This window comes from Mycobacterium sp. (assembly GCF_035314665.1).
GTDB lineage: Bacteria > Actinomycetota > Actinomycetes > Mycobacteriales > Mycobacteriaceae > Mycobacterium.
Genome location: NZ_DATFZD010000295.1, coordinates 1 through 14,866 on the forward strand (window position 1 = coordinate 1; position 14,866 = coordinate 14,866).

General features: G+C 66.0%; 13 protein-coding genes and 2 pseudogenes. 9 read left to right on the forward strand and 6 right to left on the reverse strand.

Translation table 11 applies throughout. From position 1 onward, the window contains the following. The first annotated feature begins 44 nt into the window (after nt 1-44). Both clpC1 and VKI00_RS20700 read left to right on the forward strand, forming a co-directional pair. Entirely contained in the window at nt 45-2,597 is a 2,553-nt protein-coding gene (clpC1, locus tag VKI00_RS20695) for an ATP-dependent protease ATP-binding subunit ClpC (protein WP_324440719.1), read from the forward strand. A 459-nt stretch (nt 2,598-3,056) separates the two neighbouring features. Next, a complete protein-coding gene (locus VKI00_RS20700) occupies nt 3,057-4,250 on the forward strand; it encodes a PE-PPE domain-containing protein (RefSeq protein WP_324440721.1) in 1,194 nt (397 codons plus the stop codon). Between the two features lie 271 nt (nt 4,251-4,521). Here the strand turns inward: VKI00_RS20700 and VKI00_RS20705 are convergent, their stop codons facing one another. Together VKI00_RS20705 and mhuD are read right to left on the reverse strand one after the other, a co-directional pair. Further along, nucleotides 4,522-5,883: a serine hydrolase gene (locus tag VKI00_RS20705; protein ID WP_324440762.1), complete on the reverse strand. Its 1,362-nt coding sequence runs from the start codon at nt 5,881-5,883 to the stop codon at nt 4,522-4,524. Next, nucleotides 5,864-6,184: a mycobilin-forming heme oxygenase MhuD gene (gene mhuD, locus VKI00_RS20710; RefSeq protein ID WP_324440723.1), complete on the reverse strand. Its 321-nt coding sequence runs from the start codon at nt 6,182-6,184 to the stop codon at nt 5,864-5,866. The genes VKI00_RS20705 and mhuD overlap by 20 nt, the downstream gene beginning before the upstream one ends. 14 nt (nt 6,185-6,198) lie before the next feature. On the opposite strand from mhuD, the gene VKI00_RS20715 reads away from it, so the two are divergent. Beyond that, a complete protein-coding gene (locus tag VKI00_RS20715; protein ID WP_324440725.1) occupies nt 6,199-6,966 on the forward strand; it encodes an alpha/beta hydrolase in 768 nt (255 codons plus the stop codon). Here the strand turns inward: VKI00_RS20715 and VKI00_RS20720 are convergent. Beyond that, nucleotides 6,963-7,885, reverse strand: a pseudogene (locus VKI00_RS20720) (A/G-specific adenine glycosylase). The gene VKI00_RS20715 and the pseudogene VKI00_RS20720 overlap by 4 nt on opposite strands. Here VKI00_RS20720 and VKI00_RS20725 point away from each other — a divergent pair. From VKI00_RS20725 to VKI00_RS20735, 3 genes and pseudogenes are all read left to right on the forward strand, one after another. After that, nucleotides 7,884-8,519: a carbonic anhydrase gene (locus tag VKI00_RS20725; RefSeq protein WP_324440764.1), complete on the forward strand. Its 636-nt coding sequence runs from the start codon at nt 7,884-7,886 to the stop codon at nt 8,517-8,519. The pseudogene VKI00_RS20720 and the gene VKI00_RS20725 sit on opposite strands and share 2 nt — an antisense overlap. 99 nt (nt 8,520-8,618) lie before the next feature. Then, nucleotides 8,619-8,757: pseudogene (locus VKI00_RS20730) on the forward strand (DNA-binding response regulator); the annotation flags it as partial. A gap of 98 nt (nt 8,758-8,855) precedes the next feature. Continuing rightward, complete coding sequence (locus VKI00_RS20735) at nt 8,856-9,650, forward strand: hypothetical protein (protein WP_324440727.1); 795 nt, start codon at nt 8,856-8,858, stop codon at nt 9,648-9,650. Here VKI00_RS20735 and disA read toward each other — a convergent pair. The 3 genes from disA to VKI00_RS20750 are packed head-to-tail and all read right to left on the reverse strand — an operon-like array spanning nt 9,647 to nt 12,766. Next, entirely contained in the window at nt 9,647-10,759 is a 1,113-nt protein-coding gene (gene disA, locus VKI00_RS20740) for a DNA integrity scanning diadenylate cyclase DisA (protein WP_324440729.1), read from the reverse strand. The genes VKI00_RS20735 and disA overlap by 4 nt on opposite strands. A 2-nt stretch (nt 10,760-10,761) precedes the next feature. Then, nucleotides 10,762-12,180, reverse strand: coding sequence for a DNA repair protein RadA (gene radA, locus VKI00_RS20745; protein ID WP_324440731.1), 1,419 nt, complete (start codon nt 12,178-12,180; stop codon nt 10,762-10,764). 46 nt (nt 12,181-12,226) lie between these two features. Beyond that, nucleotides 12,227-12,766, reverse strand: a complete 540-nt coding sequence (locus tag VKI00_RS20750; RefSeq protein ID WP_324440766.1) for a hypothetical protein — start codon at nt 12,764-12,766, stop codon at nt 12,227-12,229. 368 nt (nt 12,767-13,134) lie between these two features. Between VKI00_RS20750 and carD the strand changes: the two genes are divergently transcribed. Genes carD through ispF form a run of 3 tightly spaced genes read left to right on the forward strand, consistent with a single transcriptional unit; the run spans nt 13,135 to nt 14,821 of the window. Further along, the gene (gene carD, locus VKI00_RS20755) at nt 13,135-13,623 is read left to right on the forward strand and encodes an RNA polymerase-binding transcription factor CarD (protein ID WP_324440733.1); all 489 of its coding nucleotides are present in this window, start codon (nt 13,135-13,137) and stop codon (nt 13,621-13,623) included. 23 nt (nt 13,624-13,646) lie between these two features. After that, complete coding sequence (ispD, locus tag VKI00_RS20760; RefSeq protein WP_324440735.1) at nt 13,647-14,327, forward strand: 2-C-methyl-D-erythritol 4-phosphate cytidylyltransferase; 681 nt, start codon at nt 13,647-13,649, stop codon at nt 14,325-14,327. Beyond that, a complete protein-coding gene (ispF, locus tag VKI00_RS20765) occupies nt 14,324-14,821 on the forward strand; it encodes a 2-C-methyl-D-erythritol 2,4-cyclodiphosphate synthase (RefSeq protein WP_324440737.1) in 498 nt (165 codons plus the stop codon). Before ispD ends, ispF begins: the two co-directional genes overlap by 4 nt. Nucleotides 14,822-14,866 lie beyond the last annotated feature (45 nt).

Here is a 14,866-nt window from a genome sequence, read left to right on the forward strand (position 1 = left end):
TGTCGTCCGTTGTACCGATGGTGAGGGAGAGCAGGTAACCACCGATGTTCGAACGATTTACCGACCGTGCCCGCAGGGTCGTCGTCCTGGCGCAAGAAGAGGCCCGGATGCTCAACCACAACTACATCGGCACTGAGCACATCCTGTTGGGTCTTATTCATGAAGGCGAAGGTGTAGCCGCCAAGTCGCTGGAATCGCTGGGTATCTCGCTGGAGGGCGTCCGCAGCCAGGTCGAGGAGATCATCGGCCAGGGCCAGCAGGCGCCGTCGGGCCACATTCCGTTCACCCCGCGCGCCAAGAAGGTGCTCGAGCTGAGTCTGCGCGAGGCGCTGCAGCTGGGCCACAACTACATCGGCACCGAGCACATTCTGCTCGGCTTGATCCGTGAGGGCGAAGGCGTTGCCGCCCAGGTGCTCGTGAAGCTGGGCGCTGAGCTGACCCGGGTGCGTCAGCAGGTGATCCAGCTGCTGTCCGGCTACCAGGGCAAGGAGACGGCCGAGGCCGGCACCGGCGGGCGCGGCGGCGAGTCCGGCAGCCCGTCCACGTCGCTGGTGCTCGACCAGTTCGGCCGCAACCTGACCGCCGCCGCGATGGAAGGCAAGCTCGACCCCGTCATCGGCCGCGAGAAGGAAATCGAGCGGGTGATGCAGGTGCTGAGCCGTCGCACCAAGAACAACCCGGTGCTGATCGGTGAGCCCGGCGTCGGCAAGACCGCCGTGGTGGAGGGTTTGGCGCAGGCCATCGTGCACGGCGAGGTGCCCGAGACGCTGAAGGACAAGCAGCTCTACACACTCGACCTGGGATCGCTGGTGGCGGGCAGCCGCTACCGCGGTGACTTCGAGGAGCGCCTGAAGAAGGTGCTCAAGGAGATCAACACCCGCGGCGACATCATCCTGTTCATCGACGAGCTGCACACGCTGGTCGGTGCCGGGGCCGCCGAGGGCGCGATCGACGCGGCGTCGATCCTGAAGCCCAAGCTGGCCCGCGGCGAGCTGCAAACCATCGGCGCCACCACCCTCGACGAGTACCGCAAGTACATCGAGAAGGACGCCGCGCTGGAGCGCCGCTTCCAGCCGGTTCAGGTCGGCGAGCCGACGGTGGAACACACCATCGAGATCCTCAAAGGCCTGCGGGACCGCTACGAGGCGCACCACCGGGTGTCGATCAGCGATAGCGCGATCGTGGCCGCTGCCACCCTGGCCGACCGCTACATCAACGACCGGTTCCTGCCGGACAAGGCGATCGACCTGATCGACGAGGCGGGCGCCCGGATGCGGATCCGCCGGATGACCGCGCCGCCAGACCTGCGTGAGTTCGACGAGAAGATCGCCGAGGCGCGCCGCGAGAAGGAATCGGCGATCGACGCCCAGGACTTCGAGAAGGCGGCCAGCCTGCGGGATCGCGAGAAGCAGCTGGTGGGCCAGCGCGCTGAACGCGAAAAGCAGTGGCGTTCAGGCGATATGGATGTGGTCGCCGAGGTCGACGACAACGAGATCGCCGAGGTGCTCGGCAACTGGACCGGCATCCCGGTGGTCAAGCTCACCGAGGCCGAGACCACCCGGCTGCTGCGGATGGAAGACGAGCTGCACAAGCGGATCATCGGCCAGGACGACGCCGTCAAGGCCGTGTCCAAGGCGATTCGTCGTACCCGCGCCGGGCTGAAGGACCCCAAGCGCCCGTCCGGTTCGTTCATCTTCGCCGGCCCGTCCGGTGTGGGTAAGACCGAGCTGTCCAAGGCGCTGGCCAACTTCCTGTTCGGTGACGACGACGCGCTGATCCAGATCGACATGGGCGAGTTCCACGACCGGTTCACCGCGTCGCGGTTGTTCGGTGCCCCGCCGGGATACGTCGGCTACGAGGAGGGCGGCCAGCTCACCGAGAAGGTGCGGCGCAAGCCGTTCTCGGTGGTGCTGTTCGACGAGATCGAGAAGGCGCATCAGGAGATCTACAACAGCCTGTTGCAGGTGCTCGAGGACGGCCGGCTGACCGACGGGCAGGGCCGCACGGTGGACTTCAAGAACACCGTGTTGATCTTCACGTCCAACCTGGGCACGGCCGACATCTCCAAGGCGGTCGGCCTGGGCTTCACCCAGGGCGGTGGCGAGAACGACTACGAGCGGATGAAGCAGAAGGTCAACGACGAGCTGAAGAAGCACTTCCGGCCGGAGTTCCTCAACCGCATCGACGAGGTCATCGTGTTCCGCCAGCTGACTCGCGACGAGATCATCCGGATGGTCGACCTGATGATCGGCAGGGTCGAAAAGCAGCTCAAGGGCAAAGACATGGCGCTGGAGCTGACCGACAAGGCCAAGTCGTTGCTGGCCAAGCGTGGCTTCGACCCGGTGCTGGGCGCTCGCCCGCTGCGACGCACCATCCAGCGGGAGATCGAGGACCAGCTGTCCGAGAAGATCCTGTTCGAGGAGGTCGGTCCGGGCCAGATTGTCACCGTGGACGTGGACAACTGGGACGGCGAGGGTGCCGGAGAGGACGCGAAGTTCACCTTTACCGGGCGCCGTAAGCCGGCCGAGCCCGTCGAGCCGGATCTGGCCAAGGCCGGTGCCCACGCCGCCGGCGGTCCGGGGACGACCGCGCAATAGCGGCGAAGGACAACCTGATGGGCGGTCACCCGATCGGGTGACCGCCCATTTCTCGTCCACTGTGAATCGCGCGATCGGATCGCGGCGTGCTCTGTCGCGGGGTTCACAGTGGCGCGCAGCCCGGGGATCAGGTTGATCCACTGTCTGGCTGGTTCAACGTGATCCCGTTCGACCCGAAAGATGACGACCTCATCCCCGTGAGCTACGAATGGCGAATCCGCGTCATATGCGGATTCACCGAGAGCGGCGCCGTCGAATTCGTCCGACCGCCCGTCAGTGTTGCCGGGCACCACCACGGCACAGAACCTTTGCCAAGCGGCCAACTTCACCCCGCAGGCTAAGCCGCGGCGATACATTTAGCGGGCCTCGAACTACAGCTCGCTCCGCTACTGGAAAGTGACGCGAAAACACGCTACAAGACACCAATCACCCTGCGAGAAAGCAAAAGGTAGGGGCCACATGACGACGTCGTCACGAATTTTTCCAGCCGCTGCGTTGGCCGGGGCTGCAGCTTCCGCAATGATTGGCGTCGGGATCGTCTCGATGCCGCGCGTGCAGGCAGACACGAGGATTACGGTCCCCGGTGCCGGACCGCTTTACGAACCGAACTTCATTACTGAGTTGCCCTACCTAGGACAGAATTACCTTAAGGGCGGCATCCCTGGGCCAAGTTCCGTGTCAATTCTGCAGGGCTACGACCTGCTCAACCATGCCATCGGGGAGAACTGGTTCCCCGGCAGCACGGCTCAGGTTGTCGACTACCCGGCCAGTATTGGCATCCTGAGCGGCAGCTTGGCTGCTCCCACTGCCAACGAAGCCATCGCCATGGGACAGCAGGAACTCAATGACCAGATCATGAACGCGGTCGCCAACGGTAACGGATCCCCGGTGGACATTGCGGCGCTGTCAGAGGGAACCATTGTTGTCGACCGCGAGTTGGCTTATCTGGCAACTGACCCGAGCGCTCCGCCGGCCCATGACCTACAGTTCGCCATTTTCTCCAACCCCGAGCTTGGCTTTGCGGGCACCTACCTGCCGGTTGGGACCACCGTACCTGTGGCCAACTACACGGTCGGGGATCTACCTGACACCCAGTACGACGTCAGCGTGGTGTTCGGCCAGTACGATTTCTGGGGCGATCCGCCTGACCGACCTTGGGATCTCCTGGCGGATTTGAACTCGGTATTCGGGGCGTTGTACGTCCACGACGCGACATCACTCGTCGCGCTGTCGGATGCGGTTGAGCTGTCTAGCGTGACCGACTCCTTGGGCGGCACGATCACCACCTATATGGTCCCCTCATCGACTCTGCCGATGTTGCTGCCGCTTGAGCAGATTGGCGTCCCAACACAAATCGTCAACGACCTCAACTCGGTGCTGCAGCCGATTGTCAACGACGGTTATTCAGGCCTGACACCTGACGGTGGGCCGTACTTCTCACATGGATTACTGCTCGGCTTGCCTACAACCGCAGATATCGTCGGCTCCTTGGAGTCAGGTTCCCCAGCCTCAGCTATTGCGTCAGATATCGTCGGGCTCGACTTGCCTGGCCTCTTCGGGCCAGAAGGCCTCAGCGTGCTCGGGGAAGATCTCGCCAACTTCTCCACACGCTTCGGGTCAGATCTCGTCAATCTGCTTGGTCTGATCTGGTGAGGTTTCCCTAGGGCACCCTGTGGAAAGCCCCGCATGGGTGGCCCTTAGCTGCGGGTCCACTGGTCGCGCGTCTACGGCGCTGCGCGTAATGTCGCGATGGCCTTCGGCATCCCGTGGCTCCTGAGCCCCTGTGCGCCGATGTGCCCCGCCCTGGGTATGCCACGCACGAACGCCAATTATGTGGCTGTGTCGTTGGTTAGAACGATTAGACGTTCTCGATGCTTTCGAGCATCCCGTGGCCGGAGGCGGCAACATCGCTGACTCAGCGGACTCACCCTTGCGCGGGCAGCAGCGCGAAGACCTGTTTGGCGACCTGCAGCATCCAGCCGGTCACGCTGGGCCCGTGATCCCGCGGCCAGTTCAGCTGGAAACTCACCACCCACGGCTGTCCGGTCCGGTCGACGGCGTACCAGCTGAACGTGAGGTCACCCGGCAGCCCACCGGCTTTCGCGCCGATGTACGGCCAGTCCCGCCGATCCAGATTGATGCCCGGAGCGGCATCTAGGATCCGCTTGACGGGTGCGGCGTTGCCCACCGCGCCGGCCTGCAGCGCCGCATGCACCCGGCAGATATCCTCTGCGCTGCCATACCATTCCGCGCCGTAACCCGAGGCCGGCACGTGGGCGCGCATCGGATCCGGTTGATAGACACGGGAATTAACCTGCTGTAGCAGTTGCGCCCTTGTTTGCGGGTTGGCCTGCTTCCACTGCGCGCGCAGATCCGGCCGCCCCCAAGCGACCGAGAACAACTCGTACATGGTCGGGAAGGGCGTCATCGCGGCGGGGTCGTGATGGCCTGCCTCGGCCAGCGCGCTGTCGACGGCCTGGGTACCGACTTTTCCGATCAGCATGTCGGTGGCCATGTTGTCGCTGGTGGCAATCATCTTCTCGGCGGCGGTTCGCACCGAAATATGCGCTCCCACGGGTAAATCCATCCCCGAACCGACCGCCTTGCCCTTGTCAGTGACGGTCAGCTGGTCGTCCCAGGACACGGTTCCGGCCTTGACCGCATCGGCCACGGCATAGAGCACATACAACTTGAAGATCGATGCCAACGGCAGCGACTCTGCAGTATTTGTGCCGGCCACCCGGTCGCATTGCCCGTCGTTGACCTTGGCGACCTGCCACGAGTAGCGAGCATCGGTCTTGCCCATCACGGTATCGATGTCATGCCACGAGGAGATCGTCGGCGGCTGTGTGGTGACGTCGAATCCGTCCACCAATGTGTCGTCGCCGGTGTGGATCCGAATGTCCTGTCGCCCACCGTAGGACGTGATCAGCTGCAGTGTGGCCGCGCCCGCTTTGATGTCGACCCCGCTCAGCGTGAACGGCCGGTCCCACCAAAGTCTTTCCATGCTGGTCTCGATTGGCTTGACCATGTTGCCGGTAGCGAGGGTGGCGACTCCGATCGGGCCGATGGGCCAGTCGGAGTTGAGCATGTCCAGCGTCTGCTGGGCACGCAGACCGGCCGGAGTCCTCATGTTGATCTGCCGGCCCGCGCCCGCTGCGTTGGCGGACGGCGTTGGAGGCGGAGCGCAACCCGGGGCCAGGACACCGATCAGCGCGGCGGCCGTCAATGCCGCGACGCGGTGCCCGACCTGACGCGGGCTGGGCTTACTCGCCCTGCTGGCGATTGCCGGCAACGTCCAACACAACCTCGAATTCCAGCAACGACGCACCGGTCGCCACGGGGTTGGCCCGGTGGCCGGCGTGGGCCTCGATCGCCGGCCCGCTAGCCCACGCCTGGAATGCCTCTTCGGATTCCCAGTGCGTCACGACGAAGTAGCGGTCTTCGCCCTTGATCGGGCGGAGCAGCTGAAAGCCGAGGAAGCCCGGCGAGTTCTCGACCGCGTGCGCACGATGAGCGAACCGCTTCTCCAGTTCGGGACCTGCGTCCGCAGGCACCTCAATTGCGTTGATCTTCACCACTGGCATGCCGTTAGGCTACCGTGCCGCTGATGGCGGCCGACCTGCTGACCCATCGCGGTGGACGAGGTGACCCGGTGGTCTTGGTGCACGGCCTGATGGGCCGTGGCAGTACCTGGCCTCGTCAGCTGCCGTGGCTGACCGGGCTGGGCGCCGTCTACACCTACGACGCGCCATGGCACCGCGGACGTGACGTGGCCGATCCCTACCCGATCAGCACCGAACGCTTTGTCGCCGACCTCGGTGACGCGGTGGCCGGGCTGGGAGTGCCGGCACGGTTGGTCGGGCATTCCATGGGCGGGTTGCACTCCTGGTGCTTGGCCGCCGAACGCCCCGACCTTGTTTCGGCGCTGGTGGTCGAAGACATGGCTCCGGACTTCCGCGGCCGCACCACCGGCCCGTGGGAGCCGTGGCTGCACAATCTGCCTGTCGAATTCGACTCTGCCGAAAAGGTATTCGCCGAATTCGGGCCGGTCGCGGGACAGTACTTCCTGGAGGCATTCGACCGAACCCCCACCGGTTGGCAACTGCACGGCCACACCTCGCGGTGGATCGAGATCGCCGCCGAGTGGGGCACCCGCGACTATTGGGCGCAGTGGAAAGCTGTTCGATCGCCCGTTCTGCTGATCGAGGCCGGCAATTCGGTTACTCCTGCCGGCCAGATGCGCTCGATGAGCGAAAATGGTTATCGGGCAGGGTATTTACACGTGCCCGGGGCAGGTCACTTGGTTCACGACGAGGCGCCGGAGGTTTATCGGCAAGCGGTGGAAGCGTTTATCGCTGCGCTCTAACTCTCTTCACCGGCCAACGCGAACCGACCGTCGATCGTCTGTGTCACCAGGCCATCGGCAAGCAGTGAATTCAGCGCTCGTTCGCGCTGCTCGGTATCCGTAAGCCAAGCGACGTCCAGTTCGGCGCGGGTAACCGGGAATTCGTTGCCGCGCAGGACATCCAACAACCGACCGCGAACCTGACGGTCTGTGCCGGCATAGGCCTGCGGACGTCGCGCCGGCCCCTGCGCGGGAGGGTAGCCGGCCTGCCGCCATCGGCACCCACTCAGCGGGCACAGGCCACATCGCGGCGTTCGCGCGGTGCACACGATCGCGCCGAGTTCCATCAGCGCAGCCGAAAACCGATGCGCGGAAGAATCATTGGGCAGCAGCGCGGATACATCGGTGTGATCGCGGACTGCCGACGCCGCCGCAGCGTCGGCCCGGCCGTGCACAACCCGGGCCACCACCCGGCGCACATTGGTATCCACCACCGGCATCGGCTGATGGTAGGCGAAGCACGCCACCGCGCGGGCGGTGTAGCTGCCAACCCCGGGCAGCGTCAGCAGGATGTCAACGTCGTCGGGAACCACGTCACCGTGGTCGCGGGCGATCACGGTCGCGCACTCGTGCAGGCGTTTGGCCCGCCGTGGATAGCCCAGCTTGCCCCAGGCGCGCACCACGTCTGCCGCACCGGCCGCCGCCGTCGCCGAGGGCGTCGGCCACCGCACCACCCAGTCGCACCAGATCGGCAGCACCCGCGACACCGGTGTCTGCTGCAACATGAACTCGCTGACCAGGATCTGCCACGGGGTGACGCCGGGATCGCGCCACGGCAGATCGCGCCGCGATTGGTCGTACCAATCGAGGAGTTCCGTTGGCGAGATGTTCACTTTGCTCCAGCAGTGTTCATCGGCGGCTGCGGCAGAATGTGGGCCATGCCCAATACCGATCCCGCGACCGCGTGGAAAGCACTCAAAGAGGGTAACGAGCGGTTCGTCGCCGGCCAGCCCGAACACCCCAGCCAGAGCATCGAGCACCGGGCCAGTCTGGCTAAAGGTCAGAAACCCACCGCGGCGCTGTTCGGCTGTGGCGACAGCCGGGTGGCTGCCGAGCTGATCTTCGATCAGGGTCTGGGCGATATGTTCGTGGTCCGCACAGCCGGGCACGTGATGGACTCCGCCGTGTTGGGTTCACTCGAGTTCGCGGTGACGGCGCTGGGCGTGTCGGTGATCGTCGTCCTCGGCCATGACAGCTGCGGTGCGGTAAAGGCGACGATCGCGGCGCTCGACGACGGCGCGCTGCCGGGCGGCTATGTGCGCGACGTGGTCGAGCGGGTGGCGCCGTCGATCCTGCTGGGTCGCCGCGAAGGCCTGAAGCGTGCCGACGAGTTCGAGGCGCGCCATGTGGTTGAGACCGGCTCGCAGCTGCTCGCCCGCTCCGCGACCATTGCCGAAGCGGTGGCCGCCGGAGACCTGGCGATTGTAGGTGCCACCTATCATCTCGCCGACGGGAAGGTGCAGGTGCGCGAGGTGATCGGTGAGGTCGGGGAAAAGGTCGCCGCAACCCACTGACCTGATTCAGGTCGAATACCGCGGTGTGACTTTTCACGATCAGCTCGGAAATACATACCTCCTAGGCGATTTCGGCGTTGGAACGCCCCTGGCCGATCAGTGCTGATGGATCTGCGGAAGAAGCGGGTCGACGGTATCGAGGGCACCCGCAGGCTTTCCGCGCTCGGTGCTCCGCCGGTGCTGGCGCTGACCAGCTTCAAACGACGACGAGTTGCTTTCTGGCGCACCGCGTGCCGGGTTTCGGGCCAACGCGCTACCAGTGCCGACCTCAGTTAACTGGGCGACACGCCGAGTCGGGTCGGACCTGTCTGCGTGACCTGGGCTTACGGTGTGAATGTGCTGGATCTGGAACCGCATGGCCCGCTACCGCCCGAGATCTACTGGCGACGCCGGGGATTGGCGTTGGGCATTGCGGTCGTCGCAGTCGGCATCGTGATCGCGATCATCGTCGCCGTCCTGAGCAGCAGCGCCGGAGCCAACGCCGGTGGCAAGACCGGCGCCACGGCCGCGCAGAAACCCGAGGCCGGGGCGCCCCCCGAGGTCAAGTCCCCGGTGGTGCCGCCGGCCGGACAAAACCCAGACCAGCCTGCCGAGACACCAACGGCAGCCGTACAGCCGCCGCCGGTACTGAAGGCGGGCGATGACTGCCCCGATTCCACACTGGCAGTGCTAGGCCTGACCAACGCGCCCCAATTCGTCATCGGTGACCAGCCGAAATTCACGATGGTCGTGACCAACATCGGGCTGGTGGCCTGCAAGCGCGACGTGGGTGCGGCCGTGCTGGCGGCCTACGTCTATTCGCTGGACAACAAGCGGTTGTGGTCCAACCTGGACTGCGCGCCCTCCAACGAGACGCTGGTCAAGACGTTCGCGCCCGGCGAGCAGGTGACGACCGCCGTGACCTGGACCGGCATGGGGTCGGCCCCGCACTGTCCGCTGCCCCGGCCGCCGATCGGCCCCGGTACCTACAACCTCGTCGTGCAACTGGGAAACCTGCGCTCGGCAGCGGTCCCGTTCATCCTGGCGCCGCCGCCACCACCGGGCGCCGCGCCTCCGCCGCCGGCACCCGGGGTACCCGGCCCGCTACCCGTCGGGCCGCCGCCGGGTCCGCCGCCCGGCCCGGGCGGCTAGCCGAGCGGGTCGGCGATCGTCGACTCAGCCAGATGCGAGAGCCCCTCGCGCACCTGCCGCGCCCAGATCGTGCCGATCCCCTCGACCGCCTCGAGATCGCTGGCGCTGGCCGCCAGCAGACCCTGCAGCGACCCGAACTCCCGGACCAGCCGGTCGGCGTGCGCGAACTGCAACCGGGGGATACCGGCCATCGCGCGATAACCCCGTGAGCTCATCGCCGAGTCTTGGGCCTCATCCGTCGACGGGTACCCGAAAACCTTTGCCAGCGAGGTGAAGTCGAGCAGCTCGGCGTCGGACAGCTCATCCAGCTCGGTAAGGATTTCCCCCATCTCCTGCTTGGACAACGGTTCGGGGTTGGCGTGGTAGTCGCGCACGATCAGCTCGCGGTCGGTGTCGTTGCCACCGAGAAGTTCCTCCAGCTGAAGCCGCAGCTGACGTCCATCGGTGCCCAGCTCGACGGCGTCGTAGTCGATCACCAGACCGATCCGGCGGACCAACTCGAGCCGCTGCACCACCGTCATCACGTCGCGCAGCGTGACGAAGTCCTCGATCTCGGCTCGCGACAGTTGTCCGCTGACCTCGTCGAGCCGGGTCTTATACCGCTCCAGCGTGGCGATGGCCTGGTTCGCCCGCGACAGGATGGTCCCCGAGTCGGCCAGCACGTGGCGTTCGCCGGAGAGGTAGACGGTCACGATGCTCATCGAATGGCTGACCGAGATCACCGGGTAGCCGGTCTGGATGCCGGCCCGCTCGGCCGAGCGATGCCGGGTGCCGGACTCGTCGGTGGGTATGGACGGGTCGGGCACCAGCTGCACGTTGGCTCGCAGGATCCGGCTGCCGTCGGTGGACAGCACCACCGCGCCGTCCATCTTGCACAGCTCCCGCAACCTGGTCGGCGCATAGCGCACGTCGAGCGAGAAGCCGCCGTCGCAGATCGCTTCGACGCTGTCGTCGTAGCCGAGGACTATCAGGGCACCGGTCCGGCCCCGCAGGATGCGTTCTAGGCCGTCGCGCAGCGCGGTTCCCGGCGCCAGCCGTGCGACGGCTTCACGCAGGGTGGGACGCGGCGGGGGCGCGGCGCCAATTGTCGTTACCTTGCCAACGGTCATCGCTAGTCATTCTGCGCTACATCTAGCCGATGCGGTGGCGTTGGTGCGCTGGCGCGATGTTCGGCGATGTCGAGCATGTGCTCCAGCGCTGCGACGATCGTGGCCGCCTCCAGCGCCTGCAAACCCGTCGGCACCACATCGCAGCCCGGCGGGATCAGCGCCGTCGTAAACCCTTGCCGAGCGGCTTCGGCCAGCCTGCGCTCCATGCCGCCGACCCGCCGCAAATCGCCCGCCAAACCGACTTCACCGATCATCACCGCGGTGGCCGGCAACGGCAGGTTGACGTAGGCCGACGCCAGTGCGATCGCGACCGCCAGGTCCGATGACGGATCGGTCAGCCGCATACCGCCCACCGTGGACAGGTAGACGTCGTTGACGGCGATCTTGAGGCGGGCGTGTTTTTCCAGCACCGCGGCGATCATCGCTGCCCGGGCATGGTCGATCCCGCTGACGGCGCGTCGCGGTGAGCTACCCGAGGGGGTGGCCAGCAGCGCCTGGACTTCGCCGATCAGGGGACGTTTGCCGTCGAGGGTCACCGTGATAGCGGTACCGGCGACGGGCTGCGGTCGCTGATCCAGGAAAAGCCCCGACGGATCGGCGACGCCTTCAATCCCATTGTCCTGCAACAGAAAGCAGCCGACTTCATCGGCTGCGCCGAATCGATTCTTCACACCGCGCACCATCCGCAGCAGCGAGTTGCGGTCGCCTTCGAAATGCAGCACGACGTCGACCAGGTGTTCAAGCGAGCGGGGTCCCGCGATGGCCCCGTCCTTGGTGACATGGCCGACGAGGATCAGCGGCACGCCGGTGGTTTTCGCCGCGGCGGTCAGCGCGGTCGTCACCGCCCGCACCTGGGTGACACCACCGGTGACGCCGTCGGCGTCGGCGCTGGACATGGTCTGCACCGAGTCGACGACGACCAGGGTGGGCTGCACCGCCTCGATGTGACCGAACACTGCCTGCAGGTCGGATTCGGCGGCCAGGTACAGCTCGTGATGGCTGCAGCCGGTCCGCTCTGCGCGCATCCGGATCTGGCCGCGCGATTCCTCGCCGGAGATGTACAGCGCGCGCCGCCCGGTCGTCGCCCATTGGTGGGCGACCTTGAGCAGCAGCGTCGACTTACCCACCCCCGGATCGCCGGCGAGCAGGGTAACCGAGCCCGGCACGACGCCGCCGCCCAGCACCCGGTCGAGCTCATCGATACCGGTAGGGCAGTGACGGGTGCCGTCGGGCTCGATCGAGCTGATCGGAACCGCAGCCGAGGACGGGACTAGCGCCTGGCTGGTGGCGCTTCGGACGGCGCTGAGCACCGCCACCTCGTCGACGGAGCCCCAGGTGCCGCACTCCAGGCAGCGTCCCACCCACTTGGCGGTGACATGGCGGCATTCCGAACAGCGATACTGCGAGCGCGCCTTGGCCACGCGTTGACGGTATCCGGCGGATCCGACAATCCTGGGGATGCTCGGCCTATAACGGCGGGCCCTCGGGCGCCGAAATCGGCACCGCCAGGCTGACACTCCCGGCCTTCTCGAAATTGAAGGTGAAGTTGTAGTTCGGGCCGTTGGTGATCGGCTTAGTCAGCGCCACCGTCGCTTTGACGGACTTGGCGGCCTCGACGGCCTCGACGGCCTTCCCGTTCTGGCCGCGGGGAGTGCCCACGAAGAGCGTCCCACTTGGAGGCAAAGTGGGGTCGCCGGTCACGGTCACCTGGCCGATGTCGGTGGAGATGCCGACCAGCTTGTCGGTGACGTCCGGCGACTGGTTAACCGCCACCAGCACCAGGTCCACGGTTGCGCCCGGGCGCAGAAAGTCGGTGCTCTGCTGCGCCTGGATATGCACATTGCGCAGGGCGACGTTGTTGATCACCGCCTGGTTACCGTCGACCGCGGACTCCTGGCTGGCGGTTTGCGAGAGCTGACCGGCGCTACAGCCGGCCAGTGCGACCGCGCCGATGAGGCCACCCGCCGCGAGCGAGGCGACCCTTGAGCGGCGGCTGGAGCGGGGTATCGAGTCGCGGTAGTCGAAGCGATTCACTTCAAGCCTCCTGCTCGGCCTACTCAATGGCACGGTGCCCTCTTGGCTAAACGTTCGACTATGCACAGTAGTAGGTCGGCAAAGCGGGCGATAGCCGAGGGCTTTAGGAGGGCGACGGCACGGGGATCAGCGCAGGGCAGTATGATCTTGACCGTGCCGAACAGCGCAAACCTGGAGCTTCCGGGGGGCGCCCAACGGGTTCCCGTTAGGTCGGTGCCTTGCATGAATTTTGCTGTCTGTCAACCCCCTGTCTTCACGTGCGGTGCCCCTGACCTGCACCGTTGTTCCGCACGTGTTGGCGCGGCGTGTTAGCATGGAGTAACGAAAGGGGCTCGAAACTGATGAATTTTGCGGTCGGAGACACCGTTGTCTATCCACACCACGGTGCTGCGTTGATCGAGGCGATCGAAACCCGAACCATCAAAGGGGAACAAAAGGAATATCTCGTCTTGAAGGTGGCGCAGGGCGACCTGACCGTTCGAGTACCCGCTGAGAACGCCGAATACGTCGGCGTCCGCGACGTGGTTGGCCAGGAAGGTCTGGACAAGGTGTTCCAGGTGCTTCGTGCGCCGCACACCGAAGAGCCGACCAACTGGTCCCGCCGCTACAAGGCCAACTTGGAGAAGCTGGCCTCCGGCGACGTGAACAAGGTCGCCGAGGTTGTGCGCGATTTGTGGCGCCGCGACCAGGAACGCGGCCTGTCCGCCGGTGAGAAGCGCATGCTGGCCAAGGCCCGGCAGATTCTGGTCGGCGAGCTGGCACTGGCGGAGAGCACCGACGACGCCAAAGCGGAGACCATCCTCGATGAGGTTCTGGCCGCCGCGTCTTGAATTCCTAACGCGCGGGGGCCGGGGTGACGGGCACAGTCGCGGTGGTCCCGGCCGCCGGGTCGGGCCAACGGCTGGCCGCGGGTGTCCCGAAGGCGTTCTTTCACCTTGACGGCCACACCCTGGTTGAACGCGCTGTCAGTGGCCTGCTGAAGTCCGGTGTCGTCGACCGCGTCGTGGTCGCGGTACCGGCCGAGCGCACCGGCCAGGCCAAATTAATCCTCGGCCGCGAAGCGACCATCGTCGCCGGAGGGGCCAATCGGCGCGAGTCGGTCGGCCGGGCATTGACGGCGATCGCCGACTCGGAAGAACCCGACTTCGTGCTGGTCCATGACGCCGCCCGGGCGCTGACGCCGCCCGCGTTGGTGGTCCGCGTGGTCGAGGCGCTGCGGGCCGGGCATTTGGCTGTGGTGCCCGCGCTGCCGGTTTCCGACACCGTCAAGGCCGTCGACGCCAACGGAGTGGTGTTGGGGACGCCGGACCGGGCCGGCCTGCGAGCGGTACAGACGCCGCAGGGGTTTGCCACCGAGTTGCTGCTGCGTGCCTACCAGCGAGCCGCCGACGTTACCGGGGCGGATTTTACCGACGACGCGTCCTTGGTCGAGCACATCGGGGGTCAGGTGCAGGTAGTCGAGGGCGACCCGCTGGCCTTCAAGATCACCACTCGGTGGGACATATTGCTGGCGCAAGCGATTGTGCAGCAGTGAACCTCCGAGTCGGTCTGGGCACCGACGTGCACGTGATAGAGGCCGGTAGGCCGTGCTGGCTGCTGGGTCTGCTGTTTCCCGACGTCGACGGGTGCGCCGGGCACTCCGACGGCGATGTGGCCGTGCACGCATTGTGCGACGCTCTGCTGTCCGCGGCCGGGCTGGGGGACATCGGCGACGTGTTCGGTGTCGATGACCCACGGTGGGCCGGCGTCAGCGGAGTAGACATGCTGCGCCATGTCGCCGAGCTGATCGCCCGGCACGGTTACCGGGTCGGCAACGCGGCGGTGCAGGTCATCGGCAATAAACCCAGAGTCGGCCGGCGCCGTGCCGAGGCGCAACGGGTGTTGTCGGACCTGCTGGATGCGCCGGTGTCGGTGTCGGCCACCACCACCGACGGGCTGGGGCTGACCGGGCGCGGTGAGGGCCGGGCCGCGATTGCGACGGCTTTGTTGGTCGAAGTCGACGGACCCGCCGGCCAGCCGACGCGTTGACGGCGACCTTTCGGCTCCCGCTGATCGTTTTGCTTGCCCGCGAGA